Source organism: Adlercreutzia wanghongyangiae, from assembly GCF_035989245.1.
GTDB classification, from domain to species: Bacteria; Actinomycetota; Coriobacteriia; order Coriobacteriales; family Eggerthellaceae; genus Adlercreutzia; species Adlercreutzia wanghongyangiae.
The window spans coordinates 49726-70177 of sequence record NZ_JAYMFF010000004.1; the positions used below are offsets into that span (position 1 = coordinate 49726).

Consider the following 20452-nt stretch of genomic DNA (forward strand, 5'->3'; position numbering starts at 1 on the left):
TTCCCGAGACAGAACTGCGACAAGTGCGCGCTATGCTGGGAGCATGAGCGTCCTTTGCGAACAACTCCCCCTCTTCCCGCCCGCGACCGGTACCGATCGCGGCCCCCGCGCTGCGGAAAACCCCGCGGCGTCAACGCCCGCGCGGCCCTCCGAGCACCGTCGACGGGGCTGGCGGGAGCGCGTCTTCGAAGTGGCCGCCGAAACCCTGTGGCCCACGCGCTGCGCCGTATGCGACGCCCCGGGCGCTCCCCTGTGCGCCTCGTGCGCGCGGAAGCTGCCCTACATCGACGCGCTTTCGGCCTGCCCACGATGCGGGGCGCCGTTCGGGCGGGTGCAGTGCACCGAGTGCAACGCCGTCATGCTGGAGCCGTTCGGCTATCAGGCGCCGCCCTACGACGGCGCCGTCAGCCCGCTTCTGCTCACCGAGGAGGCGCGGCGCATCGTCACCGTGTACAAAGACCAGAACGAGCGCGCCCTCGCACGGCCCATGGCAGCCATCATGGCCCGTTACCTGCCCGACCGCTGGCTGGCCGAGGCGGCCATGGCCTTCGTGCCCGCCACCCCGGCCGCCCGGCGCCGCCGCGGCTTCGACCACGCGGAGCACATAGCGCGCGAGCTGTCGTGGATTGTCGAGACGCCCTTCGCTCCCCTGCTGGCACCCCCGCGCCGCCTCGACCAACGCACACTGTCGCGCGCCCAGCGCATCGGGAACATGCGCGCGGCCCTCACGGTGCTGCCGGGGGCCACGGTGCCGCGGCGCGTCATCCTGGTGGACGACGTGTGCACCACCGGCGCCACATTGTTCGCCGCCACAGAAGCCCTGAGGAAAGGAGGTGCCCAGGACATCTACTGCATCACCTTCGCTCGGGCATAGAAAAGCGCGCCATAGAAGACGCGCCTAATCAAAACGGTTCAGGGGAGTAACACGTAGCCAAGTGGCTCCCCTCGAGCCTGCCTTATCCTACAACAGAAGGAAGGCAGCTTGCAAGACCTTACTTCGAGAGCCGTACGCCCTCGGCCTCGGAGAACTCGGCCACGTCCACCGAGATGGAATGGCGAATGGGCTTCCAGGCGGCCTTCTTCACCAGCGCGATCAGCGCGATGGGAATGTAGGTGAGCATGAACAGCGGGAAGGTGAACATGTAGCGCACCTTCTTGGCCGTGGTGGTGCGGATGGAATCCCATTCCACGAAGGTGGTGAGCACGCCGAACACGAACATGAACATCAGGTAGTTGCACAGGCAGAACACGATGGAGGTGAGCGACGAGGCAATGGCCACGCCCGTGGACATAACGCCCGTGGCGGCCAGCACGATGATGATGGTGTTGAAGATAATGGAGATGATGGACAGCAGCATGCCCGGGGCGATGGTCATCAGCATGTCGTAGCAGGCGAAGCGGTAGCCGCGGGGGTTGGTGACCGCGCCCTTCACCAGACGGCCCGCGTAGTGGGCGAACACCTGGTAGAAGCCCTTGGCCCAACGGAAGCGCTGGTTCCAGGAATCGCGGAAGGTGATGGGCTGCTCGTCGTAGAGCACGGCCGTGGGGCAGTAGGCGATGCGCACGCCGTCGATGATGGAAGACGCCGAGAACTCGATGTCCTCGGTGAGCAGATGCCACTTCCAACCGCCGGCGGCCTTCAGGATGTCGGCGGCGATGAAGAAGCCCGTGCCCGACACGGCGCAGGAGGTGTTCAGCGTCAGACGCGCCTGGTTCAGGAACTTCGCCTCGCGCAGGAACCATACGCCGTAGCCGGCCGAGATCCAGTTACTGCCGAAGTTCTTGGAGTTGCGGTAGGAGGTGGAGGCCTTGGCACCGTTATCGAAGGTGGCGTTCATCTCGCGGAAATAGTTCACGTCCAGCACGTTGTCGGCATCGAACACGAAGTAGGCCTCGTAGTCTTTGTCGGCGTACTGCTCCCAGATGGCCTTCAGCCCGTAATCGAGCGCGTAGCCCTTCCCCACCTGCTTCTCGTTATGGCGCGGGAACACGATGGCGCCGGCCTCGCGGGCCACGGCCGCCGTGTTGTCGGTGCAGTTGTCGGCGATGACGAACACGTCGATGAGCTCGGCCGGGTAATTCTGCACCTTGATGGAATGGATGAGGTCGGCGATGACCGCCTCCTCGTTGCGGGCGGCCACCATAACGGCGTAGCGATGGTTCTTCTTCGCCTGCACCTTGGGGGCCTTGCGGGTAAGGACGACCAGTACATAGTAGAGTTGATAGGTGTAGCAAATGGTAAAGGTCAGAAACACGCAGAAATTGAAGATGTCGACGAACGAGAGAGCCGACACTTGCGATGCCACGGTATCGAACACCAAATTACTCCTTGGACGTGCACCCGCCAGGGCGCGACTACGCAAACGACTGAATTATAGCCTTATGAATTCCATCGTGCGCCCATTTTGGGACTATCCGGGGAATTTGATGCCTTTTGGTCATAAAGAGCCGCCGCTCTCCGCAATTGCCCCACACCCCCTCCACACCTGTAAGGAAAGCGTAAGGTTCGCATTTGCACCAAGATGCCCTAACGAGGCTCCTCAAGAACCTGTTCGCCAAAAGTGCACTGAGTAAAGACATATTCGCTCGTCCCCTCGTCATTGCTGAGCAAAATTTGGCAAGCGGTAATTATCTCAAGCGCATCCTGCTCATATTGCGACAGGTTTTCATCAAGGTCGATTCCCTCATAGGTCGTACCCGAACTCACTAATATATTGACGGTGAAACAAGGATTTCTTTCTCCCTGATCAAAAGGAAGAGAACTCGCAGCCTCGGCACCGTCGAGAGGCGACAGTGCAGAAATCGGCAGCGGTTCGTCGCCTTTGGTCAAAGATAGCTCATAAGAACTAGACGCATCATCATCTGGTATCTGCAGACTTACGAGAATCTCGACTCGGACGCCCTCATCTGCGGGCGCAATCTGACCCAAGGAGAGAAACGCCCACGCTCTTGAAGATTCGCCGTCTTCCACAACGCGAGAGGAAACCGCATCCTGAAGAGTCGCAGGCTGAGGCGCCCCGGATATATCGAAGCCAGACGGCACGGAGAGCAGGGACAGCCCTAAAAACACCCCTATTGCTAAAAGAACCGCAGCCGCCGCTATGGGCTGGAAGCTTATTCTCCTGCAAAAGGAATCCTCTCTTTTCGAGGAGGCTTTCGCCATCGAAAGCTTGGAATCCGATCCAGAAAACATGTTTCGTCGCCTTACCTCACGCAATACCCGGTCATTAAGATCGACGGGCATCTCGATCCGCTCAACGGCCTTTCTGTAGTCGTCAAAATCCATAGCCGCCCCCCTCCATGGCTCGGCGTAGAGCAATGCGCGCTCGGAGAAGACGAGTCCGCACCGTCGACGCCCGGCTTTGGGTAATCCTCGCAATATCATTGGCAGAGTAGCCTTCGACATACTTGAGGTAAATGCACTCCCTTTGAGCGCGAGGGAGATCGCTTACGTATTCCCAAACACAGTGATCGGCGTCAAGCCCCGAACAGCCCTCATCACTCGCAGAAAGATGCCTGAATATCGGCGACGCATCAACATCAACCAAGACCTCACGCAGCGTAGACGATTTTCGAAAAAACTGCTTGACTTTATTCGAGGCAACCCGGAAAAGCCAGAATCGCACATGATCATCATCGACAAATTCGGTTTTGGTCTTAAGCAAAGCGAGGAAAACATCCTGATAGATATCCTCCGCCCACCGCTGGTCGATAAGCTGGCTGCAAAGATAGCGATAAAGAGGCGTTCCCAATTCCTCCAAAATCCGTCTAAACCATGCCTCGTCTTTGATGACAAACTTTTCCACCCGCGCACTCGTTCAAAAAGATGATAAATGATGAAACATTTTACCAACCTAAAGCGATTTATGAAATGAGGGACGAGTGTTTCACTCTCTCCGCAGCTGACAACAATTTAAGCAGAGAGGAGCGACTACCATGAATTTACACCCGAGGAGCCTACCCAGATACCTCTTAGGAATATACCTCGCGATACTCATCGCCGCGCTCGCATCATCACCTCAACCCGGATGGGCACAAGAAAACAATTCGCAGGAGGAACAAGACCATTTATACGCTCTTGTAGAAATGTTTGCTGACTATTCCCCCGATATTGATGTCGCTGACATAACGCTGAGTCAGCCAAAGCCCGTATACGATCTCAACCAAGAAGACATTTTAACTACAGACCACCGAAGCTGGAAGGTTCTCAGCAAAGGGCAAATCGTTGCTCTGATCTTTTCCGTAGATTCCGACGAAGGTTCTACCTATACACTTTCGACTGATGTAAGTTCTGCGATAGCAAAATCGGATTTGTCGGAATCTGAGGATCTCATATTTGCCGAGATGGATAACGTCTTATATTGCCTAGACAATCATTACGGCAACGCAAAAGCCGTCATGCAAAATGATGAAGGGAAGACCCAGCTCGAAGTTGTCGCTGTCGAAGACCTTCCTATGCAAAAAATATGCCAAGCGAGCAATGTGACCTATGAGGTGAATTCGCCATTGCCGCGAAGCATCACCGTCACCTCCAGCAAAACCCTCGGCGTCCCACATGTGATGCAGGGCGGAGACCCCATATGCTGGGCGGCCAGCGTTTGCCAAGCGGGAAGGTACCTTACCCACAACACCACCCATACTCCCAGAAGCCTTGCCATGGCTATAAAAGGCGCATATGTCGCGGGAACGGCCAGCGACGCACAGAATGGATTTGCACGATACACATATCCTAACTCATCTACAAGAATCGGCACGTGCTCCATCAATGGGCCACTCACTGATGCGCAAGTCAGAACATGGATCAACTCGGGAATCCCAGTTTATGCAAGGACCCTTTCCAACAAAGCAGGAGGCCATGCGGTAATCATAGATGGTTACAAAACATATAGCTCTGGCGCCATGGCCTTGCGCGTTGTGAATCCTGGAATTGGAGGTACGGGCATCATATATGCGACAAAAACCTCCGGATATTATCAGTTCTACTACAACTCCAGCGAGGGAAACACCTTTGCGTGGAAAACAGGCACTCTAGTATTGAACGGTTGGCAGAAACCTTACGGGGGATCGACGTGGAGTTATCTTAACACCAACGGCTCCACAGCCAAGGGATGGCTGAGCGTCACCGGAACCTGGTACTACTTCAATTCGGCAGGAACCATGCAAACAGGTTGGGTAAAAGTTTCCGGCAAGTGGTATTACCTCGAGAGTAACGGAGCAATGGCGACAGGATGGAAGAATATTTCCGGAAAATGGTATTCTCTCGATTCGTCAGGAGCAATGAGAACAGGCTGGTATAAAGAAGGTTCCTACTGGTACTACCTTCGAACAGGAAATAACGTGCCCAGTGGAGGTCCAGAAGGCTCTATGCTTGCCAACGGAAATTGGAGCATTAGCGGAAAAATCTATCGATTCGATTCCAGTGGCCATTGCCTCAACCCTTAAGACCCAAATTGAAGTCACATCTGGTCGTTAAAGGACTTAGAATGAATTTCCCACAAACGTTTTCGGTCCATCACTTCCCAGAAAAAACAGTAGGCAAGAATGCGCGCATACCCCTGTTTGTATTTGCCGCGCTCGCACTCCTCTTGGTTCTTTCGGGGTGCAGTCCGCGCAGTGTGCAGGAAGCCAATGAAGAATCACTAAAGCAGCGAGTTGTCAACTGCTCGATAGCTACGATACAGCGATACGAGCAGCACAATGAGCAAGACGCCAGACCAGCTGGAGAGTACTGGATCGCCAGCCCTGTCCCCCGCTACTACCTTTTCAACGAAGAGCTCGGCGTAATAGCCGCCAAACTGTATCCTCTCATGAAAGGCGACACCCTTCTCGCGTTGCAGTACGTGCCAGACGACGGCGCGCCAGGACTCGATGGGAACTATCCTATTGTGGTTACGGACAACCTGGCCTGCTACGAGAGCCTCATTAACGAGGAAGTCTCTTTTGCGGAAATAGAGGTGGACTCCGACCTATGCTGGCTCGTCACAAACGGTGGAGAGATCGTCCCCGTCGAGAATCAGGAATACGACGAAGACGAAGGCGCCCCTTCCCACTCAGAACACGAAACTACTGAGGAGGAGCTCGTCCCGTTCCTAGCTTCCATAGATTACTCAACTCCGGGCAAATGGATCGACATTAACCTTAATCGTTAGACATACCGTCTTATAAGAAAGGCGGCTCGCGTGGCGGGCCGCCCTGGGGAATACAGCTGAATTCAGGCTTCTAGAAATTCCAGGAGTTCATGTAGGCGATCTGCTCCTCGGTGAGGGTGTCTATCTGAATGCCCAGCGTCTCCAGCTTCGTACGGGCCACGCCGTCGTCGATGGCGGCCGGCACGTCGTACACCTTGTTCTCCAGCTCGCTGGCGTGCTCGTGCAGGTACTCGGCGGCCAGGGCCTGGTTGGCGAAGCTCATGTCCATGACGCTGGCGGGATGGCCCTCGGCGCAGGCCAGGTTCACCAGACGCCCCTCGGCCAGCACGATGACAGTGCGGCCGTCGGACAGCGTGTACTCGCACACGAGCGGCTTGATCTCCTCGGTCTTCACGGCGTTCTCGCGCAGCCACTTCATGTTGATCTCGGAGTCGAAATGGCCGGAGTTGCAGATGATGGCGCCATCCTTCATGTTTTTGAACGCCGGCTCGTCGATGACGTTGCAGTCGCCGGTGACGGTCACCCACACGTCGGCGAAACGGGCGGCGTCCTCCGCCTTCATCACGCGGTAGCCCTCCATATGGGCCTCCAGGGCCTTCAGGGGATCCACCTCGCACACGATGACGTCCATGCCCATACCGCGGGCGCGCTGGGCCAGGCCGCTGCCGCAGTAGCCATAGCCCGACACCACGATGGTGCGGCCGCACAGCAGGCGGTTGGTGGCGCGCACGATGCCGTCGAGCGTGGACTGGCCCGTGCCGTAGTGGTTGTCGAAGCAGTGCTTGGTGTTGGCATCGTTAATGTTGAACACCGGATAGCGCAGGGCGCCGTCCTTCGCCATGGCCATCAGGCGCACCACGCCCGTGGTGGTCTCCTCGGTGCCGCCGATGACGCCGGCCAGCTTGTCGGTGAACTTGGTGTGCAGGGCGGTGTCCAGATCGGCGCCGTCGTCCATGATGATCTGAGGGTCGGTGGCCACCACGGCGGCGATATGACGCTCGTAGGTTTCGGTGTCCTCGCCGGCGATGGCGTACACCTCGATGCCGTAGTCGCGCACCAGCGAGGCCGCGGTGTCGTCCTGGGTGGAAAGCGGGTTGGAGGCGCACAGCGCCACGGACGCGCCGCCGGCCACCAGGGTACGCATGAGGTTCGCCGTCTCCGTGGTCACGTGCATGCAGGCGCCGATGCGCACGCCCTCCAGCGGACGCTCTTCGGCCCAGCGCTCGCGGATGCGGGCGAGCACGGGCATGTCGCGGTCGGCCCACTCGATGCGGGCGCGGCCCTCGTCGGCCAGATTGATGTCACGGATGTCGCAGGCTTTGCTCACGGAAGGCTTCCTTTCCTCGCGGAATCGTACGGCTTATGGGGCACAGGGTACCACAGGCCGCAGCCCCTTCCCCGCCCGCGCCCGGCCGCTGCTCCCAAAAACCATCCGACGGGACGCCGCCGTCAGTCCTCCTCCTGCTCGCGGGGAATCGACTTCGTCTGGCCACAGACGACCTTCACGCCCACGGGAAGCTGGTCGGCGGCAAGGCCGCTCTCGGCGACCTCTTCCTCGCCCACCACCGTGTCGTAGGGCCAATCGATGATGCCGCCGAAGTCGTAGACCTGCTCGTAGCCCAGGGCCGCCAGCTTGCGCGCGGCCTCGGCGGAGCGCACGCCGCTGCGGCAGTAGACGAGCACGGGAGCCGTCTTGTCGGGCGCGACTTCGGCCGCCGACTGCCCGTCGATAGCATCAAGCGTCAGAAGCCGCGCGTTCACAATGTGCCCGGTGGCATATTCCTCCAGCGTGCGCACATCGAACACCACCGTCTCGTTGGAGACCATCATGTCGCGGGCCTCGCTCGCCTTGATTTTCTCGATCACCCCAGCACCTTCCTCGAAAGCATCGTCGGACTTCGGCGTCATGATAGCGCCGACGGCGACGACTGCCGCAAGCAGAAAGGCGGCGGCGGCAAATTTCCGCGCGTTGGCAGCCACAACACAGCCTATCGCGAGGCCTTGGCGGCCGCATCGGCCTCGGCCTTGCGGGCAGACTCCGCCATGGTGGTCAGCGCATAGGGGCTGCCGTGGCGCACGGCGGTGATCTCGGCCATAACCGACAGGGCGATCTCGGCCGGCTCGCGGCCGCGCAGGTCGAGGCCGATGGGACCGAAGATGCGGTCGATCTCCTCGTCGGTGTGCCCCGCCTCCACCAACGCCCGGTAGCGCGAAAGCTGCGTGGTGATGCGGCCGAGGGAGCCGATGTAGAAGGCCGGCGACTTCAAGGCGACCGACAAGGCGGGCACATCGATTTTCGGGTCGTGGGTTAAGGCGCACACCGCCGTGGAGAACGTGAGCGGAATGCTCTTGAAAGCCTCCTGGGGCCACGCGTGCACAAGCTCGTCAACGCCCGGGAAGCGCTCGCCGGTGGCGAACACGCGGCGCGGGTCGATGACGACGGTACGGAACCCCAGCACATGGGCGATCTCGCACAGGCGCATGGCGATGTGCACGCCGCCGATGCAGATAAGCTGGGGCTTCGAGGACACGCGGGCGAAAAACCAATCCACCGGCCCCTCGATAACATGGCCCGCAGACTCGGTCAGGGGCCGATCCCAGGCAGCGGCGGCAACACGGGCGATGCGCTCCCCCGCACCTGCGCCCCGAACCGCCTCAACGGGCACAACGGCGCACACCGCATCGTCGGCAGTCGCCTCGATAACCGCGAGGCGTTCCCGGCAGTCGGACGCAAGGGTCTCAAGCGCCGCCCGGGCCGTCGCCTCATCAGCCACGATAAGGGTCGTGCCGATAAGGGATGCCTCGCCTTCGGGGGCATCCGCACTGGGGAGGGGCTCGATGCGGATGTCCCCGGAGACCGGTTCCGCCGCCTCCACGGCGGTCAGGCGCAGATAGGCGCCATCGGCGGCGAGCAGCGCGTCTTCCATGGCGAAGAGCACCTCATCGAGGGCGTTCACGAAGACCTCGATGTTGCCGCCGCAAGACAGGCCCACTTCCTGGGCCCGTCGCGTGGAGGCGTGGAACTTCTCAAGGGAGGAGAGCCGCCCGGTCGCGCACTCCATGGCCACCTGGGCCACGGCGCCCTCGATGCAGCCGCCGGAAACCGAACCGGAAAGCCTGCCGTCGGCCGACACCGCCATCACCGACCCCGGCACGCGGGGCGAAGACCCCCACGTCTTGGTCACCTGGGCCAGGGCCACGCACTGCCCCTCGGCAAACCACCGGCGCACATCGTCACGAACCTCGCGCATGTTCCTCTCCTCCTGATAAATATCAATCAACAACCTCGCTGGTTCGCCCAAGGAAGTCAGCGAGGGGCCGACAGGTGCCTGGAATCGCCCCGCCTTTGGGTCAAGTGACCCTCGATCACGCCGAGCCCGAAACAAGGGGCAAGGCCAGGCGCCTGTCGGAACCGCAGCGTCGATGCATTCGCCGTTGCGTCAGCAGCGACGGCATCATTACATATCGTGGCAGGTCAGGCATTCCCCGTCGGTCAAGTTCTGATCGACGTGGCTCGCGGGCATCTGGATTCCCACACCCGATCCGTCGGGCGTGTGGCACGTCGTGCAGGCTGTGCCCTTGGTGTCGCCGTGCACCACTTCGGGAATATCGCAGGCGATGCCGTAGACCGGCACGTACTCCCCCGCGCTGTAGTCGGTGATGCCCTCGAGCGGCTCGAGGTTGGTCGACTGCACGGCGCCCACGGCGCCGCCTGCGATGCGCTCCTGCTGGAGCTGCTCCTCCTCGGAGCCCTCGATGGCCTTGCCGCTCGCGGCCGCGGCATCGACGCTCGGGTCATAGGGCGTGTACTCGCCGCGCACCACCATATCATTGGAAGCCAGGCCATCGCTGGGGGCGACCTCTTGAGTCTCGGGCGCACAGCCCGCAAGGCCTAAAGTCAGCGCCGAGGCGCACAGTATCGCCGCGAGGCCCTTCCTTTTCATTCCCTTCATGTCTTATCTCCTTTTCAACTAGTGAGAAATGGGGTTGAAAGCAACGTTGCGAATCGGTTCGGATTGAAGTTCGCGAGCTATCACGTCAAGCGCTTCCTCGTCGAGTTCCACCTGGTGGCAGCAAACTGCGGGGGCCGCAGGGTCATCGGCCATCTCAGGAGGAAAGCCCTTGGCCGCTCCGTAGGTGACGACTTGCAGCGGACGCTTGATGCGCAGCTTCTGGGCCCGCTGAATGAAGGCGCCCAAATAGGAGCGATTCTCCATTTCGCGGGGAGCCAGAACGCTCACGGCCAAATCGCAGTGCACCTGGTGCTTTTCCTTGCGATCGACCACAGGCACCACCGCCCTCTCGTCGGCAAGACGGTAGAGCAAAAGCACGCGGTGGCTCAAAAGCTCGTAGGTATTCCCTCCGGCCGAGGTATCCCGCGCCAGCGGAGCTATAGCATCGTAGTAGTCGATCTCCCGCGCGCACTCCATCTTCAGCGCGTAAGTTTCGCCCTCGTGCGTGCGAAACATCGCCTCGGGCACGCGAAGCTCGCGCGAAGGCACCTGCCACCCGGCACGCACCTCGTCGGTCTCGACCGCCACAAGCGAATCGGGGCCCCCGGCAGCAACGGCCCAGAAACGCACCGGTGCAAGGGCGCTCGCCACGCCCAGGTAGACCCAGGCCTCGTAGGCCGCGCGAAGGAGCACCTCGAAGGGAGCCCGCGCTACCTCGCGCGCTGCGCCGTCCACCTCGGCCAAAGGAACCAGGCCGCTTGCCGCATCCAGCACGAGGGCCTGCAGAGGCCGCGCGGCGGCTGCGCGCGGATCGGCGACGAATTGCTCGAGGCGCGGGGCCAACGCGTAGCGGGAAAGGCCCGCAGCTCGGCAAAGGTCGTCTCTCACCGCGGCAAGCCGGCCGGCCAGCACCTCGGCCTCGGACAAGCCGTCAGCCAAGACCTCCTCGGCAAGCAGCCCCTGCACCTGTTCGACCCGCCGGTAAAACTCCTCGCGCAGGGGCTTTCGCACCGAAACCCTGCCGGGTGCGAGGTCGATGTCCTCTTGGGAAGCCGCCCACTGGCGTAGCGCCCCCAGAGCGCTCCCCCACGTCGTTGTGCTCCTGGCCATAGCCGTCTCCTCCATCCGAGCGTCAGATTAGGCGATCTCGGTCAGCGTGCGCTTCACGAGCGTCCGCGCGATGTCCACCTTGTAGGCGTTCTTGCCGAGCGGCTTGGCCACCGACACGGCCGCCTCGCCGGCCTTCGCGGCGGACTGCTCGTTCACGCCGCTGGAAACCTCGGCCTCCGCCTCCTTGGAGCGCCAGGGCGCCGGGTACACGCCACCGAGCACCACGCGGGTAGCCCCGTCGGCGCCCTGGGCCACGGCGCAATTCACCACAGGGAAGTCGATGGACTTGCGCAGGGCGAACTTCTGGAAGGCGCTCTTGGCCGTCTTGGGCACGCGGAACTCCTTCACCACCTCGCCGTCCTCCAGCACGTTGGAGCGGTGGCCGCGGGCACCGAAGAACTCCTCGGCGGGAACCTCGCGCTTGGTGGTGACCACCGTGGCCCCCAATGCCACGAGCGCCGGAGCGGTGTCGTGGGACGAGGAGGCGAAGCAGCCGCCGTCATCGCCGAAGATGGAGTGGTAGCGGTTGTCGCCGATGCGGGCCGGACAGGTCTTGCCGCCCTTGCGCCGGCAGTGAAAGCGATCGTCGGGCACGCGGAAATACCAGCAGCGGTGCATCTGGCAGACATTGCCTCCGAGCGTGCCCATGTGGCGGATGGTGGGCGATGCCACGCGCGAGGCCGCCTGGGCCAGGGCTGCGGCATGCTCCTTCACCACATCGCTCTCGGCCACATCCGAAAGCCTCGCCAGTGCGCCGATGCGCAGCTCGTCGCCGGCATCCTCGATGCCGTCCATGCCCTCAATGGTCTTCAAGTCGATAACCGTCTCGGGATACTCGGGGAAGATCTCGTCCTTGAGCGTTCCCAGAAGGTCGGTGCCCCCGGCCATGACCCAGGCGGTGCCGTTCGCTGCCTCGCTGGCGGCCTGGTCGACCGAGGAGGCCTGCATGTGCTTGAAGTGCTTCATCGTTTCTCCTCCTTCTCTACGCCTGCTTGGAAGCGATGGCGGCCAGCACCTTGTCGGGCGTGAAGGGCTGCTGGTTCACCCAAGCGCCGATGGCATTCTGGATAGCCAGACCCACCAGGCCCGCATTGGTATGGGCATGGGCCACGCCAGTGGACCCGTAGGCGCCGCCGCCCATGCGCGTCTCGACGGGCACTCCCTCGATGGCGGGCTGGTCGAGGGCCGTGGGCACCTTGTAGTCGTACATGTTGCCGTTCAATAGCACACCGGTGTTCTCGTCCCAGATGAGCTCCTCGCGCAGCGCACGCCCCTCGGCCATGGTGAGCGCCATCTCGATCTGGCCCAAGGCCGAGGCCGGGCGGATGACCTTGCCGAAGTCGTGGGCCGACACGTAGTCGGTGATCTCCACGAGACCGGTCTCGGGGTCGACGGCCACCTCGCAGAAGTCCACGTTCATGGTGCGCACCACATCGGACTGGAAGGGAACCTCCGGCTTGCCGCAATACCCCACGGCCAGCTGGCCGATACCCACGATGGGCATCTGCTGGGAGGGGTCGGCCTTCAGCGTGATCATGGAGTCCACCAGATCCACCTCGTCGGCCGTCACGCCGAACAGCGCCGCGCCCGTGGCGAGAATCTGCTGCTTCAGCTGCACGGCCGCCTCCTTGGCCGCCCAGGTGCAGGTGCTGCCGCGGTCGGCCGCGTCGCCCTGCTGCCAGTTGTTGTAGTTGGGCGCGTAGTAGACGATGACGTCTTCCAGCTTCATGCCCATCTCCTCGGCGATGACCAGCTGCACCGCATCGGGCCAGTAGGTGCCGATGAGGGCCTCGGCGTAGGGCATGTAGATCTTGCCGTCCACGCCCATGCGCAAATTGATGTTGTAGGAGATCATGCCCCAGGTCATCGACCAGCAGGCACGGGCCGCCACACCGTGCAGGCGTCCGTCCTCCAGCGTCTTCTCGCCGGCCTTGTGCCATTTCCCGTCCCAATCAAACGCCTTCTTGCCAGCGTCCATGCAGGCAGAGAGCGAGGGGTCGGTCACCGAGACGTTCTTCATGATGACGTCGGTGATGGGCATATCCAAAGCGTCGGCGATATGGGCGAAGGCCAGATTCACCGGCTCCCACATGTCCTTGCCCGGGTCGGCCGTGGTGCAGGCGCCGTTGGTGACGTAGTAGGCCATCTCGGAGTAGATGTTGGGGCACGTGGTGGACTTGAAGGCCTGGGCATTAGGCGGCAGCACCAAGTGCCCGTGAGTCTTGTCGCCGTAGCCGCCGCGGGCACCGGACTGGTGCACGTTCTTCGACTGTACCGCATGCAGGGTGCCATCGTTGTTGTAGCCGATGCGGGCGGTGATGTAGGTCTGGGGCACCGCGGCGTCGAAGGCCTGGCGGCGGGTGCTCACGAAACGCACGGGGGTGCCGCCGAGGCGCTTGGAGAGCACCGGGGCCAGAAGCGCGCCGCGCTTCTCCACGAAGTCGCAGTAGCGCGAGGCCATGTACGGCGAGAGAGCACGCACCTTGTCCGCATAGGTGCCCATGCCCATGAACGCGGACACGGCCGGCCCGTTGTTCGGGAAGTGGGCGTGGTTGGTCACGTAGCACATCTTCTCGCCGTCGGGGTTGCCCCACGGGTCGTTGTCCCAGTAGCTGAAGTAGGCCGGCGGCATGGAGCGGAACTGGCTCCACATGGGGCGCCCGTACTCGATGACCTCCACATGGTCGGATTCGGCCAGGCCCTTCTCCACATTGCCGATCTCCCATTCGACCGGCGCCCCGAAGGTGTTGCCGGTCATGTTGGAGTCGGGGTTCATCTCGGGGCGCAGGATGGGCGCGCCGGGCTTGGCGGCCTCGCGGCAGTCGGTGATGAAGGGCAAAGCCTCCCATTCCACGGCCACAGCATCGAGCGCCCGCTTGCAGGCCTCCTCGTTGTCGGCCACCACGACCACGCCCACCTCGTCGCCCTCGAACTCGGCCTCATCGCCCAAAAGCGGGCTCTCTCCAAAGGCGAAGTAGGCCGGCTTGTACTTAGGCATGGAGGCGATTTCCTCGTCCTCGTAGGTGAGCACGAGGTGCACGCCGGGCACCTTCTCCGCCTCGGAAATGTCGAGGCTCTTGATCTTCGCATGGCCGTAGGGGGAATGCAGGGCCATGGCCGTGAGTGTGCCGGGCATCCAGATATCAGTGGGATACATCGCCGCACCCGAGATCATGTCCCAGGACTGGCGGCCGGGATGGTCCCAGGTACCGACGTACTTGAATTCGGTGCGGTCGTCGTTCACGCCCGACAGGATGGATTCGCAGGCAGCACCCATTAGTTGCCTCCCTTCATGGCAGCGGCGGCCTCCTGGATGGCCTGCACATGGCGGCTGTAGGTGCCGCAACGGCAGATGTTGCCGGCCAGCTCCTCGCGGATCTGCTCGGCCGTCGGCTCGCCGTACTTCTCGATGATGTACTTGGCCACGGTGAACTGGCCCGGGGTACAGTAACCGCACTGGGCCGCGTCGTGCTTGGCATAGGCCTCCACCAGCGGGCGATACCGCTCGTCGGCCGCGATGCCCTCGGAGGTCTCGATGGCACGCCCCTCGCACTGGACGGCGAGCATCGTGCAGGCCAGCGCCGGCGTGCCGTCCACGAGCACGGTGCAGCTGCCGCAGCCGCCGCGGTCGCACATCTCCTTGGTGCCGCCGTGCAGGTCGGTGGCGCGCAGGAGGGTCTCGCGCAGGGTCCACTGGGGCTCCACCTGCACCTTGATCTCGTTGCCGTTGATGTTCAGAACGGCGCATTGGGGAATGCCGCAGGTGGCATCGGGATGCGCCTCCTCGAAATGCTTGACCAGGGCATCGTAGTCCGTGGTCTTACTCCCGCACACCGGGCAGGTGTAGACGAAGTCCGTGACGGTCACGGTCTCGGCCACGGCCTCCTCCGGCACGCCGAGCACGCTGCCGATGCCCAGACCGGCCACGCCGGCCGCCAGGCCCGCGATGCCGCCGACCTTGAAGAAGTCGCGACGGGACACATCGCTCATCGTCATCCTTCTCCTCCTTCTCTTCAGCTGTCGTTATTGACATGCCTAGAATAAGGAGGAGGGGGCTAGGCCGCATTACGCAAAGGGGGTATACCCCGGGGTATTTTTGGGGTAAGCGCCCCGCTCCGCCGGTTCCAACCGGGAAATCGAGGCGCACAACGGAAAGCGGCGCACAAAGGACGATGTCCTACAGCACACCCTCGTCGCGCAGGAGGGCCACAGCCTGCATCTTGGAATGCACGCCCAGCTTGGAATAGATGTTGCCCAAATGCTTCTTCACCGTCTCGCGGGACACCACCAGCCGCTCGGCCGCCTGGGCCACCGTAGCGCCGTCGGCCATCACGGCCATAATCTCGCGCTCGCGCTCGGTCAGGGCATCGGACGGCCCGGAGGCGGGGACGGCGGAATCCTCGACGAGCCGCACGAGCGCGGCATCGGCGGCTTTGCGGGCAGCATCCCCCTCGGCCTGGCGCAGCACCGGAGCGAGCACGATCAGCTCCTCGGCGTTTTCCCGAATGATCGCGACGAAGCCCGCGCGGGTGGCGATGTCGAAGGCCTCGCGTATAAGATCCGTCGCCGCCCGGGTGCGTCCGGCCTGGAACGCGAGCAGGGAGGCGAGAACGCGGGCGGCGGTGCAGAGGACGACGTCTTCGCGGGGCGTCGCGCGCACGATATCCGCCACCGCATCCGCGACATCGTAGTCGCCGGAGCAGTACCCCAGAGCGGCGGCAAGCAGGGCGAGGCGCGGCTCGGGCGCGCGGGCATCGCGCGGCCCCGCGCCGCGATTGCCCGCAAGCCACAGCCTGATCAGGGGAAGCGAGGGCAGCGCCGTCGATACGGCAAGGGCATCCTCGGCCATGGCACCGGCCAGCAGCGATCGGGCCTTCGCGCCCTCGCCCAGCGCCATCAGCCGATTCGCCTCGATAACATCCATGGACACCGCCAGCGAGGGGACGCGCGAGGCGGCTGCGAGCCGACGGTAGGCGCCGAGCTCCGCGGTGAAGCGGGCATCATCCCCCTCCCGATGCGCCACGACCGCCCGCGCCCAGTGGGCATGGGCGAGCATCGGCTTGCGTTCCCGATCGCCCTTGTCGTAAAGGACCAGGGCCTGGTGGGCGAACTTGTCGGCCTCGGCGTTCTGCCCCAGCACGGCCGCGAGCACGGCGAGGTTCCCCAAGGCCGAGCAGATGAGGTTCGCGTTGCCCGTCAGCCGCTGGGCCTCCAGGGCTTCGGCGAAGCAGCGCTTCGACTCCACCGGATCGACGTACTGCAGCGACGACGCGGTCAGCTGCAGCATCATGCCGCGGAGATAGTGCTCCTCGGCGGGAAGGAACCGCAGGGCCCTCTCCGCGAAATCGCGGCAGGCATCCCACTGGCCCTGGAACACGGCGAGGAAGGCCTTCTGCACCATGCAGAAGGCGAAGAGGAAATCGTCGCCGTCCTTCAGGCGCAGCATCGCCTTGTGGATGAGCCCGTTGGCCTCCAAGGGGCCCTTGACGAGCGCCGTGGGAAGCGCCGCCGCCGCGCACACGAACGGATGAGCCTCCAGGACATCCGGCGGAAGCGTCATGGCCCAGCGCAGCACCGTCTCGTTGTCGTCGTTCATGTACCGCGACTTCCACCGCGCGGCGATGATGCCGCAGATGGCATCCCAGTCGCGCATCCAGTAGGAAAGCGTGACCGCCGCATCGTCATAGCCCTCGGCGAGGTACCAGTCGCGTGCCCGCTGCGCCATCGCGGCGCGCTCAGGCTCGGGCAGCCGCTTGAATCGCTCCTGAAGGACCTCGAGCAGCATGGCATGGTACCGAAACCAATCGGAACGGCCCTCGCGGGGAAGTCGCTGGACGAACAGGCCGCTCGCCGCCATCTCGTCGATGAGGCGGCGCACCCCGTCGGCTGACTCCCCGGTGATGGCAGCCGCCAGATCGGCATCGAAGCTGTCGACCACGCTCGTATTCACCATGAAGTCAAGGAGATCGGCGTCGACGGAGGACACAACCTCTTCCAGCAGGTACTCCCCCACATTCTCCCGCGCCCGCTCTATGGCCTGCTCTGCCGCGGCAACGCCCGCCCCCTCGCAGCACATGGCGAGCAGGCGGCTCGCGGCGGGCCATCCCCCCGTCGTCTCGCGCATGCGCGCCAGAGCAGCCTCGTCGAGATGGGCTCCGCCCGAAGAGAACAGCTCCGATTCCTCGTCGGCGGTAAAGCGCAGCAGCGATTCGCCGATCTCGAGCAGCTTCCCCTGCATGCGCAGCTTCGCCAGGGGAATGCGCAGGGGCATGCGGGATGTGGCCACCACGTGGATGTTCGGCGGCAGATGCCGTATGAAGTAGGACAGGGAATCGCCGCTGGTCAGCGACCCCTGCACGGCGTGGATATCCTCCAGCACGACGGCAAGATCGCCCTCGTGGGCCGCCAACGCGACAATGAGCTCGGCCAAGGCCGCATGGGAAGCCGCCTGGTCGGCCCAGGGAACATCGAGGAAGTTGTCGGGAATGCCCAGATCGCCGGCAACCGAGAGGACCGCCGAGCAGACAACGGCCCAGAAGCGCGCCGGATCGGCATCGTCCTCGTCCAGCGAGCACCATGCTACAGCCAGGGGCGTCTCGGCGACCCATTGCGCCACGGCCGTAGTCTTGCCGAACCCCGCCGGGGCAACGACCGTCGTCAGAGCCGCGCCGGCAACCCCCTCAAGCGCATCGGCCACTGCGACGCGACGCACCGTGCCTCCGGCCACGCCGGGACAGGCTATCTTCGAAGGCAGCATCACCAGACGCGGCGGCCTCGACGCAGCCGCGCCGTCCTTTTCCAAGCCCATACCGCTCCTCCCCTTCGACTCCGGACCCTCGGCCGATGTCTTTTCCCGTGCCTAGTGTACCCCGTCGGCAAGCGCGCGGGCAAGGGCGCGCAGGGGAAGTTCCACGCATCCCTTGCGCGTACGGCCCACGGAAAGCCCGTCGAGCCATCGGCACAGATCGTCGAAGGTGATGGACGCGGCCTGGCTCGCCGTCATGCCCTCCACCTGCTCCATAAGCGCATCGGCTGCGGCCAGGCAGAGCGTGCACGCGTAGCCGTCGAAGCGGGCCCGCTCGACAACCTGCTCGCCCGCCACATCGGCCGAGCAAACAAGACGCACCTCTATCTCGTCCCCGCAGAAGGGATTCTCGCCGCGTGCTGAGAGAATGCGCTCGTCCTCCCGCGCAAAGGCTATATCATCGAAGCCGCGATGGGCCGCGCTCCGGCTCCGCTCCTCGATGATGGCGCTGTCGATGGTCGTCGGCATCAGCATGTCCTCCTCTTCTCGCATCGTTCCTCCACAGCCGCCACGAGCGCGTCCACGTCGTCGTCTGCGCTGTAGCCGCCAAAGCTCGCCCGCAGCGAGGCCTTGAGGCCCAGCGCCCGGTGCAGGGGCTTCGCACAGTGGTGACCGGCGCGCACCATGACGCCGGCATTGCTCAGATGCTGGGAAACATCGTGAGGATGCACGCCGTCCACAGTGAACGAGACGAGGGACTCGAAGGCCCTGCCCGGCTCGTCACCGATCACGCGCACCCCCGGAATGGACGCCAGGCGATGCCGCGCCGCTTCGGCCAAAACGGACACGTGTGCCGCCAAAGTGTCGAGCCCCGCCGCCTCCAGCAGATCGATGGCCACAGGCCACACGGCTGCGGCGGCGACAGGCGGCGTACCCGCCTCGAAGCCGGCCGGGCCCGCAAGGGGCGCGTAGCCATCGTCGTCGACCCGCGCCGCCATGCCGCCGCCCCCGACGAGGGGAGAAAGCTCGCCGATGGCGCGCTCGGAGCACACCAGGGCGCCCACACCCGCAAGGCCGCCCATCTTATGAGCCGAGCAGCCGTAGAAATCGAAGGGGGTGTCGGAGAGATCCACGGGGATATGGGCCGCCGCCTGGGCTCCATCGAGAACGATGAGGGCGCCGCACGAGCGCGCCTCGTTCAGAATCGTCGCCAGAGCGGGCTGGGCGAATCCCAGCACGTTGGAGCGGTGGCACAGCGCCACGGCCTTAGGACTTCGCTCGGCGATGCGGTACCAGGTCGAAAGGTCGAGCAGCCCATCTGCGCCGACGGGAATCCACGCCACCTCCACGCCCCGCTCCTCTGCGAGCATCTGCCAGGGCACAATGTTGGAATGATGGTTGTCCGCGGCCACGGCTACGATATCGCCCGCGCGAAGATGCCTCCGACCCCAGCCCAGGGCCGCCAGGTTCAGGGACTCGGTAGCGCCGTGGGTGAGCACGACCGCCTCGGGCGACGACGCGCCAAAAAACGATGCCAGGCGCTCGCGGGCGCACTCATAGGCATCGGTGGCCTCCTCGGCCAGAAGGTGCGCACCCCGGTGGATGTTGGCGCAGCTGGTATGCAGAAACGCCGCGTGGGCGTCGGTGACGGTAGCGGACACGAGGGCGGTGGCGGCGCTGTCCAGATAGACGAGCCGATGCGCGCCGTCTGCGCCCACTTTCCGCTCAAGGATGGGATAGCGGCCCCGGTCGAGCGGGGTTTTCATCGCGTCAGCCACGGAGCACCAGCCCCTCCACCCGTGCAAGATCAGCCGGCGTGTCCACGTCCTCGAACAGATACGGCTCGTCGAAATGCACCTGCCGCGCGGCAATGTCGCGGCGCGAGCGAAACAGAACCCGGGCGCCCTCGTCGCCCTTAAGGGAGAGGAGGTCCTCGAAGACCACCCGGTCGAACAGGCACGGGTTCCCGCGATGACGGTCGTTGGCGGACAGATAGGCCTGGGCATGCCCGCGGCCGTATTCCGCCATCAAGGCATTCAAGTGCCCGGTACGCACGAAAGGCTGATCGGCCACGAGCAGCACGACCGCCGTGCAGGAGCGTCCTTGCGCATGGCGTACCGCCGCGCGCACCGAGGACGCCTGCCCCTCGCACCACCGTCGGTTCCTCACCACGGCAACATCGCCGCCGTCGGGCCGCTTGCCCACATGAGCGACCAAGGCATCATGATAGGCACCCGTCACAAGGCACACCTCGTCGGCAGCGCAGTCCAGTGCTGCGTCCAGGGCCCGGTCGACCAAGGTCGAACGGGCGAACGCGGCCAGAAGCTTCGGCGCGCCCATGCGCCGGGACGCTCCGCCGGCGAGCACGGCCACGCAGATCTTGGGGGGCACTTCCATGGAACAGACTCCTCTCAGCACACGAAGAGTCTATCTGGTGCCCCCCATGGCCGCATTCCCCAAAAGGGGTATCTGGACGTGCAGCGGGGGGGGACGGA

General features: G+C 63.6%; 18 protein-coding genes. 3 read left to right on the plus strand and 15 right to left on the minus strand.

Translation table 11 applies throughout. The features are described from left to right. Positions 1-190: 190 nt before the first annotated feature. A complete protein-coding gene (locus VIN30_RS03425; protein WP_326423732.1) occupies positions 191-874 on the plus strand; it encodes a ComF family protein in 684 nt (227 codons plus the stop codon). 118 nt (positions 875-992) lie between these two features. Here the strand turns inward: VIN30_RS03425 and VIN30_RS03430 are convergent, their stop codons facing one another. From VIN30_RS03430 to VIN30_RS03440, 3 genes are all read right to left on the minus strand, one after another. Further along, positions 993-2318 (minus strand): glycosyltransferase family 2 protein, encoded by a 1326-nt coding sequence (locus tag VIN30_RS03430; RefSeq protein ID WP_326423734.1) that lies wholly within the window; start codon positions 2316-2318, stop codon positions 993-995. 209 nt (positions 2319-2527) lie between these two features. Beyond that, positions 2528-3286 (minus strand): hypothetical protein, encoded by a 759-nt coding sequence (locus VIN30_RS03435; RefSeq protein ID WP_326423736.1) that lies wholly within the window; start codon positions 3284-3286, stop codon positions 2528-2530. After that, the gene (locus tag VIN30_RS03440; protein WP_326423737.1) at positions 3276-3806 is read right to left on the minus strand and encodes an RNA polymerase sigma factor; all 531 of its coding nucleotides are present in this window, start codon (positions 3804-3806) and stop codon (positions 3276-3278) included. The genes VIN30_RS03435 and VIN30_RS03440 overlap by 11 nt, the downstream gene beginning before the upstream one ends. Positions 3807-3936: 130 nt before the next feature. On the opposite strand from VIN30_RS03440, the gene VIN30_RS03445 reads away from it, so the two are divergent. Further along, on the plus strand, positions 3937-5442 hold the full coding sequence (locus VIN30_RS03445; RefSeq protein WP_326423738.1) for a C39 family peptidase: 1506 nt from the start codon (positions 3937-3939) through the stop codon (positions 5440-5442). Between the two features lie 41 nt (positions 5443-5483). Next, on the plus strand, positions 5484-6149 hold the full coding sequence (locus tag VIN30_RS03450) for a hypothetical protein (RefSeq protein ID WP_326423740.1): 666 nt from the start codon (positions 5484-5486) through the stop codon (positions 6147-6149). A 70-nt stretch (positions 6150-6219) separates the two neighbouring features. Here the strand turns inward: VIN30_RS03450 and ahcY are convergent, their stop codons facing one another. From ahcY to VIN30_RS03510, 12 genes are all read right to left on the minus strand, one after another. Continuing rightward, positions 6220-7476 (minus strand): adenosylhomocysteinase, encoded by a 1257-nt coding sequence (gene ahcY, locus VIN30_RS03455; RefSeq protein ID WP_326423741.1) that lies wholly within the window; start codon positions 7474-7476, stop codon positions 6220-6222. A 122-nt stretch (positions 7477-7598) separates the two neighbouring features. Continuing rightward, a complete protein-coding gene (locus VIN30_RS03460) occupies positions 7599-8129 on the minus strand; it encodes a rhodanese-like domain-containing protein (RefSeq protein WP_326423743.1) in 531 nt (176 codons plus the stop codon). Positions 8130-8137: 8 nt separating this feature from the next. After that, entirely contained in the window at positions 8138-9400 is a 1263-nt protein-coding gene (locus tag VIN30_RS03465; RefSeq protein ID WP_326423745.1) for an XdhC family protein, read from the minus strand. 207 nt (positions 9401-9607) lie between these two features. Next, positions 9608-10102, minus strand: a complete 495-nt coding sequence (locus VIN30_RS03470; protein WP_326423748.1) for a hypothetical protein — start codon at positions 10100-10102, stop codon at positions 9608-9610. A gap of 18 nt (positions 10103-10120) precedes the next feature. Then, complete coding sequence (locus VIN30_RS03475) at positions 10121-11212, minus strand: hypothetical protein (protein WP_338209305.1); 1092 nt, start codon at positions 11210-11212, stop codon at positions 10121-10123. Positions 11213-11239: 27 nt separating this feature from the next. Continuing rightward, the gene (locus VIN30_RS03480) at positions 11240-12178 is read right to left on the minus strand and encodes an FAD binding domain-containing protein (RefSeq protein ID WP_326423752.1); all 939 of its coding nucleotides are present in this window, start codon (positions 12176-12178) and stop codon (positions 11240-11242) included. 16 nt (positions 12179-12194) lie between these two features. Next, complete coding sequence (locus tag VIN30_RS03485; protein WP_326423754.1) at positions 12195-14489, minus strand: xanthine dehydrogenase family protein molybdopterin-binding subunit; 2295 nt, start codon at positions 14487-14489, stop codon at positions 12195-12197. Further along, a complete protein-coding gene (locus VIN30_RS03490; protein ID WP_326423755.1) occupies positions 14489-15208 on the minus strand; it encodes a (2Fe-2S)-binding protein in 720 nt (239 codons plus the stop codon). The genes VIN30_RS03485 and VIN30_RS03490 overlap by 1 nt, the downstream gene beginning before the upstream one ends. A 181-nt stretch (positions 15209-15389) precedes the next feature. Continuing rightward, a complete protein-coding gene (locus VIN30_RS03495) occupies positions 15390-18020 on the minus strand; it encodes a winged helix-turn-helix domain-containing protein (RefSeq protein WP_338209307.1) in 2631 nt (876 codons plus the stop codon). Positions 18021-18071: 51 nt separating this feature from the next. After that, on the minus strand, positions 18072-18509 hold the full coding sequence (locus VIN30_RS03500) for an iron-sulfur cluster assembly scaffold protein (RefSeq protein WP_338209309.1): 438 nt from the start codon (positions 18507-18509) through the stop codon (positions 18072-18074). Beyond that, positions 18485-19735 carry an aminotransferase class V-fold PLP-dependent enzyme gene (locus VIN30_RS03505; RefSeq protein WP_338209311.1) on the minus strand — a complete coding sequence of 417 codons (1251 nt, stop codon included), beginning with the start codon at positions 19733-19735 and terminating at the stop codon, positions 18485-18487. The genes VIN30_RS03500 and VIN30_RS03505 overlap by 25 nt, the downstream gene beginning before the upstream one ends. Beyond that, a complete protein-coding gene (locus VIN30_RS03510) occupies positions 19728-20354 on the minus strand; it encodes a nucleotidyltransferase family protein (protein ID WP_326423762.1) in 627 nt (208 codons plus the stop codon). The genes VIN30_RS03505 and VIN30_RS03510 overlap by 8 nt, the downstream gene beginning before the upstream one ends. Positions 20355-20452: the final 98 nt, after the last annotated feature.

Coding starts and splice junctions, on each gene's coding strand:
- VIN30_RS03435 (WP_326423736.1), bottom strand. CDS start 3,286: ATGGATTTTGACGACTACAGAAAGGCCGTTGAGCGGATCGAGATGCCC.
- VIN30_RS03445 (WP_326423738.1), top strand. CDS start 3,937: ATGAATTTACACCCGAGGAGCCTACCCAGATACCTCTTAGGAATATAC.
- VIN30_RS03450 (WP_326423740.1), top strand. CDS start 5,484: ATGAATTTCCCACAAACGTTTTCGGTCCATCACTTCCCAGAAAAAACA.
- VIN30_RS03465 (WP_326423745.1), bottom strand. CDS start 9,400: ATGCGCGAGGTTCGTGACGATGTGCGCCGGTGGTTTGCCGAGGGGCAG.
- VIN30_RS03470 (WP_326423748.1), bottom strand. CDS start 10,102: ATGAAGGGAATGAAAAGGAAGGGCCTCGCGGCGATACTGTGCGCCTCG.
- VIN30_RS03475 (WP_338209305.1), bottom strand. CDS start 11,212: ATGGCCAGGAGCACAACGACGTGGGGGAGCGCTCTGGGGGCGCTACGC.
- VIN30_RS03480 (WP_326423752.1), bottom strand. CDS start 12,178: ATGAAGCACTTCAAGCACATGCAGGCCTCCTCGGTCGACCAGGCCGCC.
- VIN30_RS03485 (WP_326423754.1), bottom strand. CDS start 14,489: ATGGGTGCTGCCTGCGAATCCATCCTGTCGGGCGTGAACGACGACCGC.
- VIN30_RS03490 (WP_326423755.1), bottom strand. CDS start 15,208: ATGACGATGAGCGATGTGTCCCGTCGCGACTTCTTCAAGGTCGGCGGC.
- VIN30_RS03495 (WP_338209307.1), bottom strand. CDS start 18,020: ATGGGCTTGGAAAAGGACGGCGCGGCTGCGTCGAGGCCGCCGCGTCTG.
- VIN30_RS03500 (WP_338209309.1), bottom strand. CDS start 18,509: ATGCGAGAAGAGGAGGACATGCTGATGCCGACGACCATCGACAGCGCC.
- VIN30_RS03510 (WP_326423762.1), bottom strand. CDS start 20,354: ATGGAAGTGCCCCCCAAGATCTGCGTGGCCGTGCTCGCCGGCGGAGCG.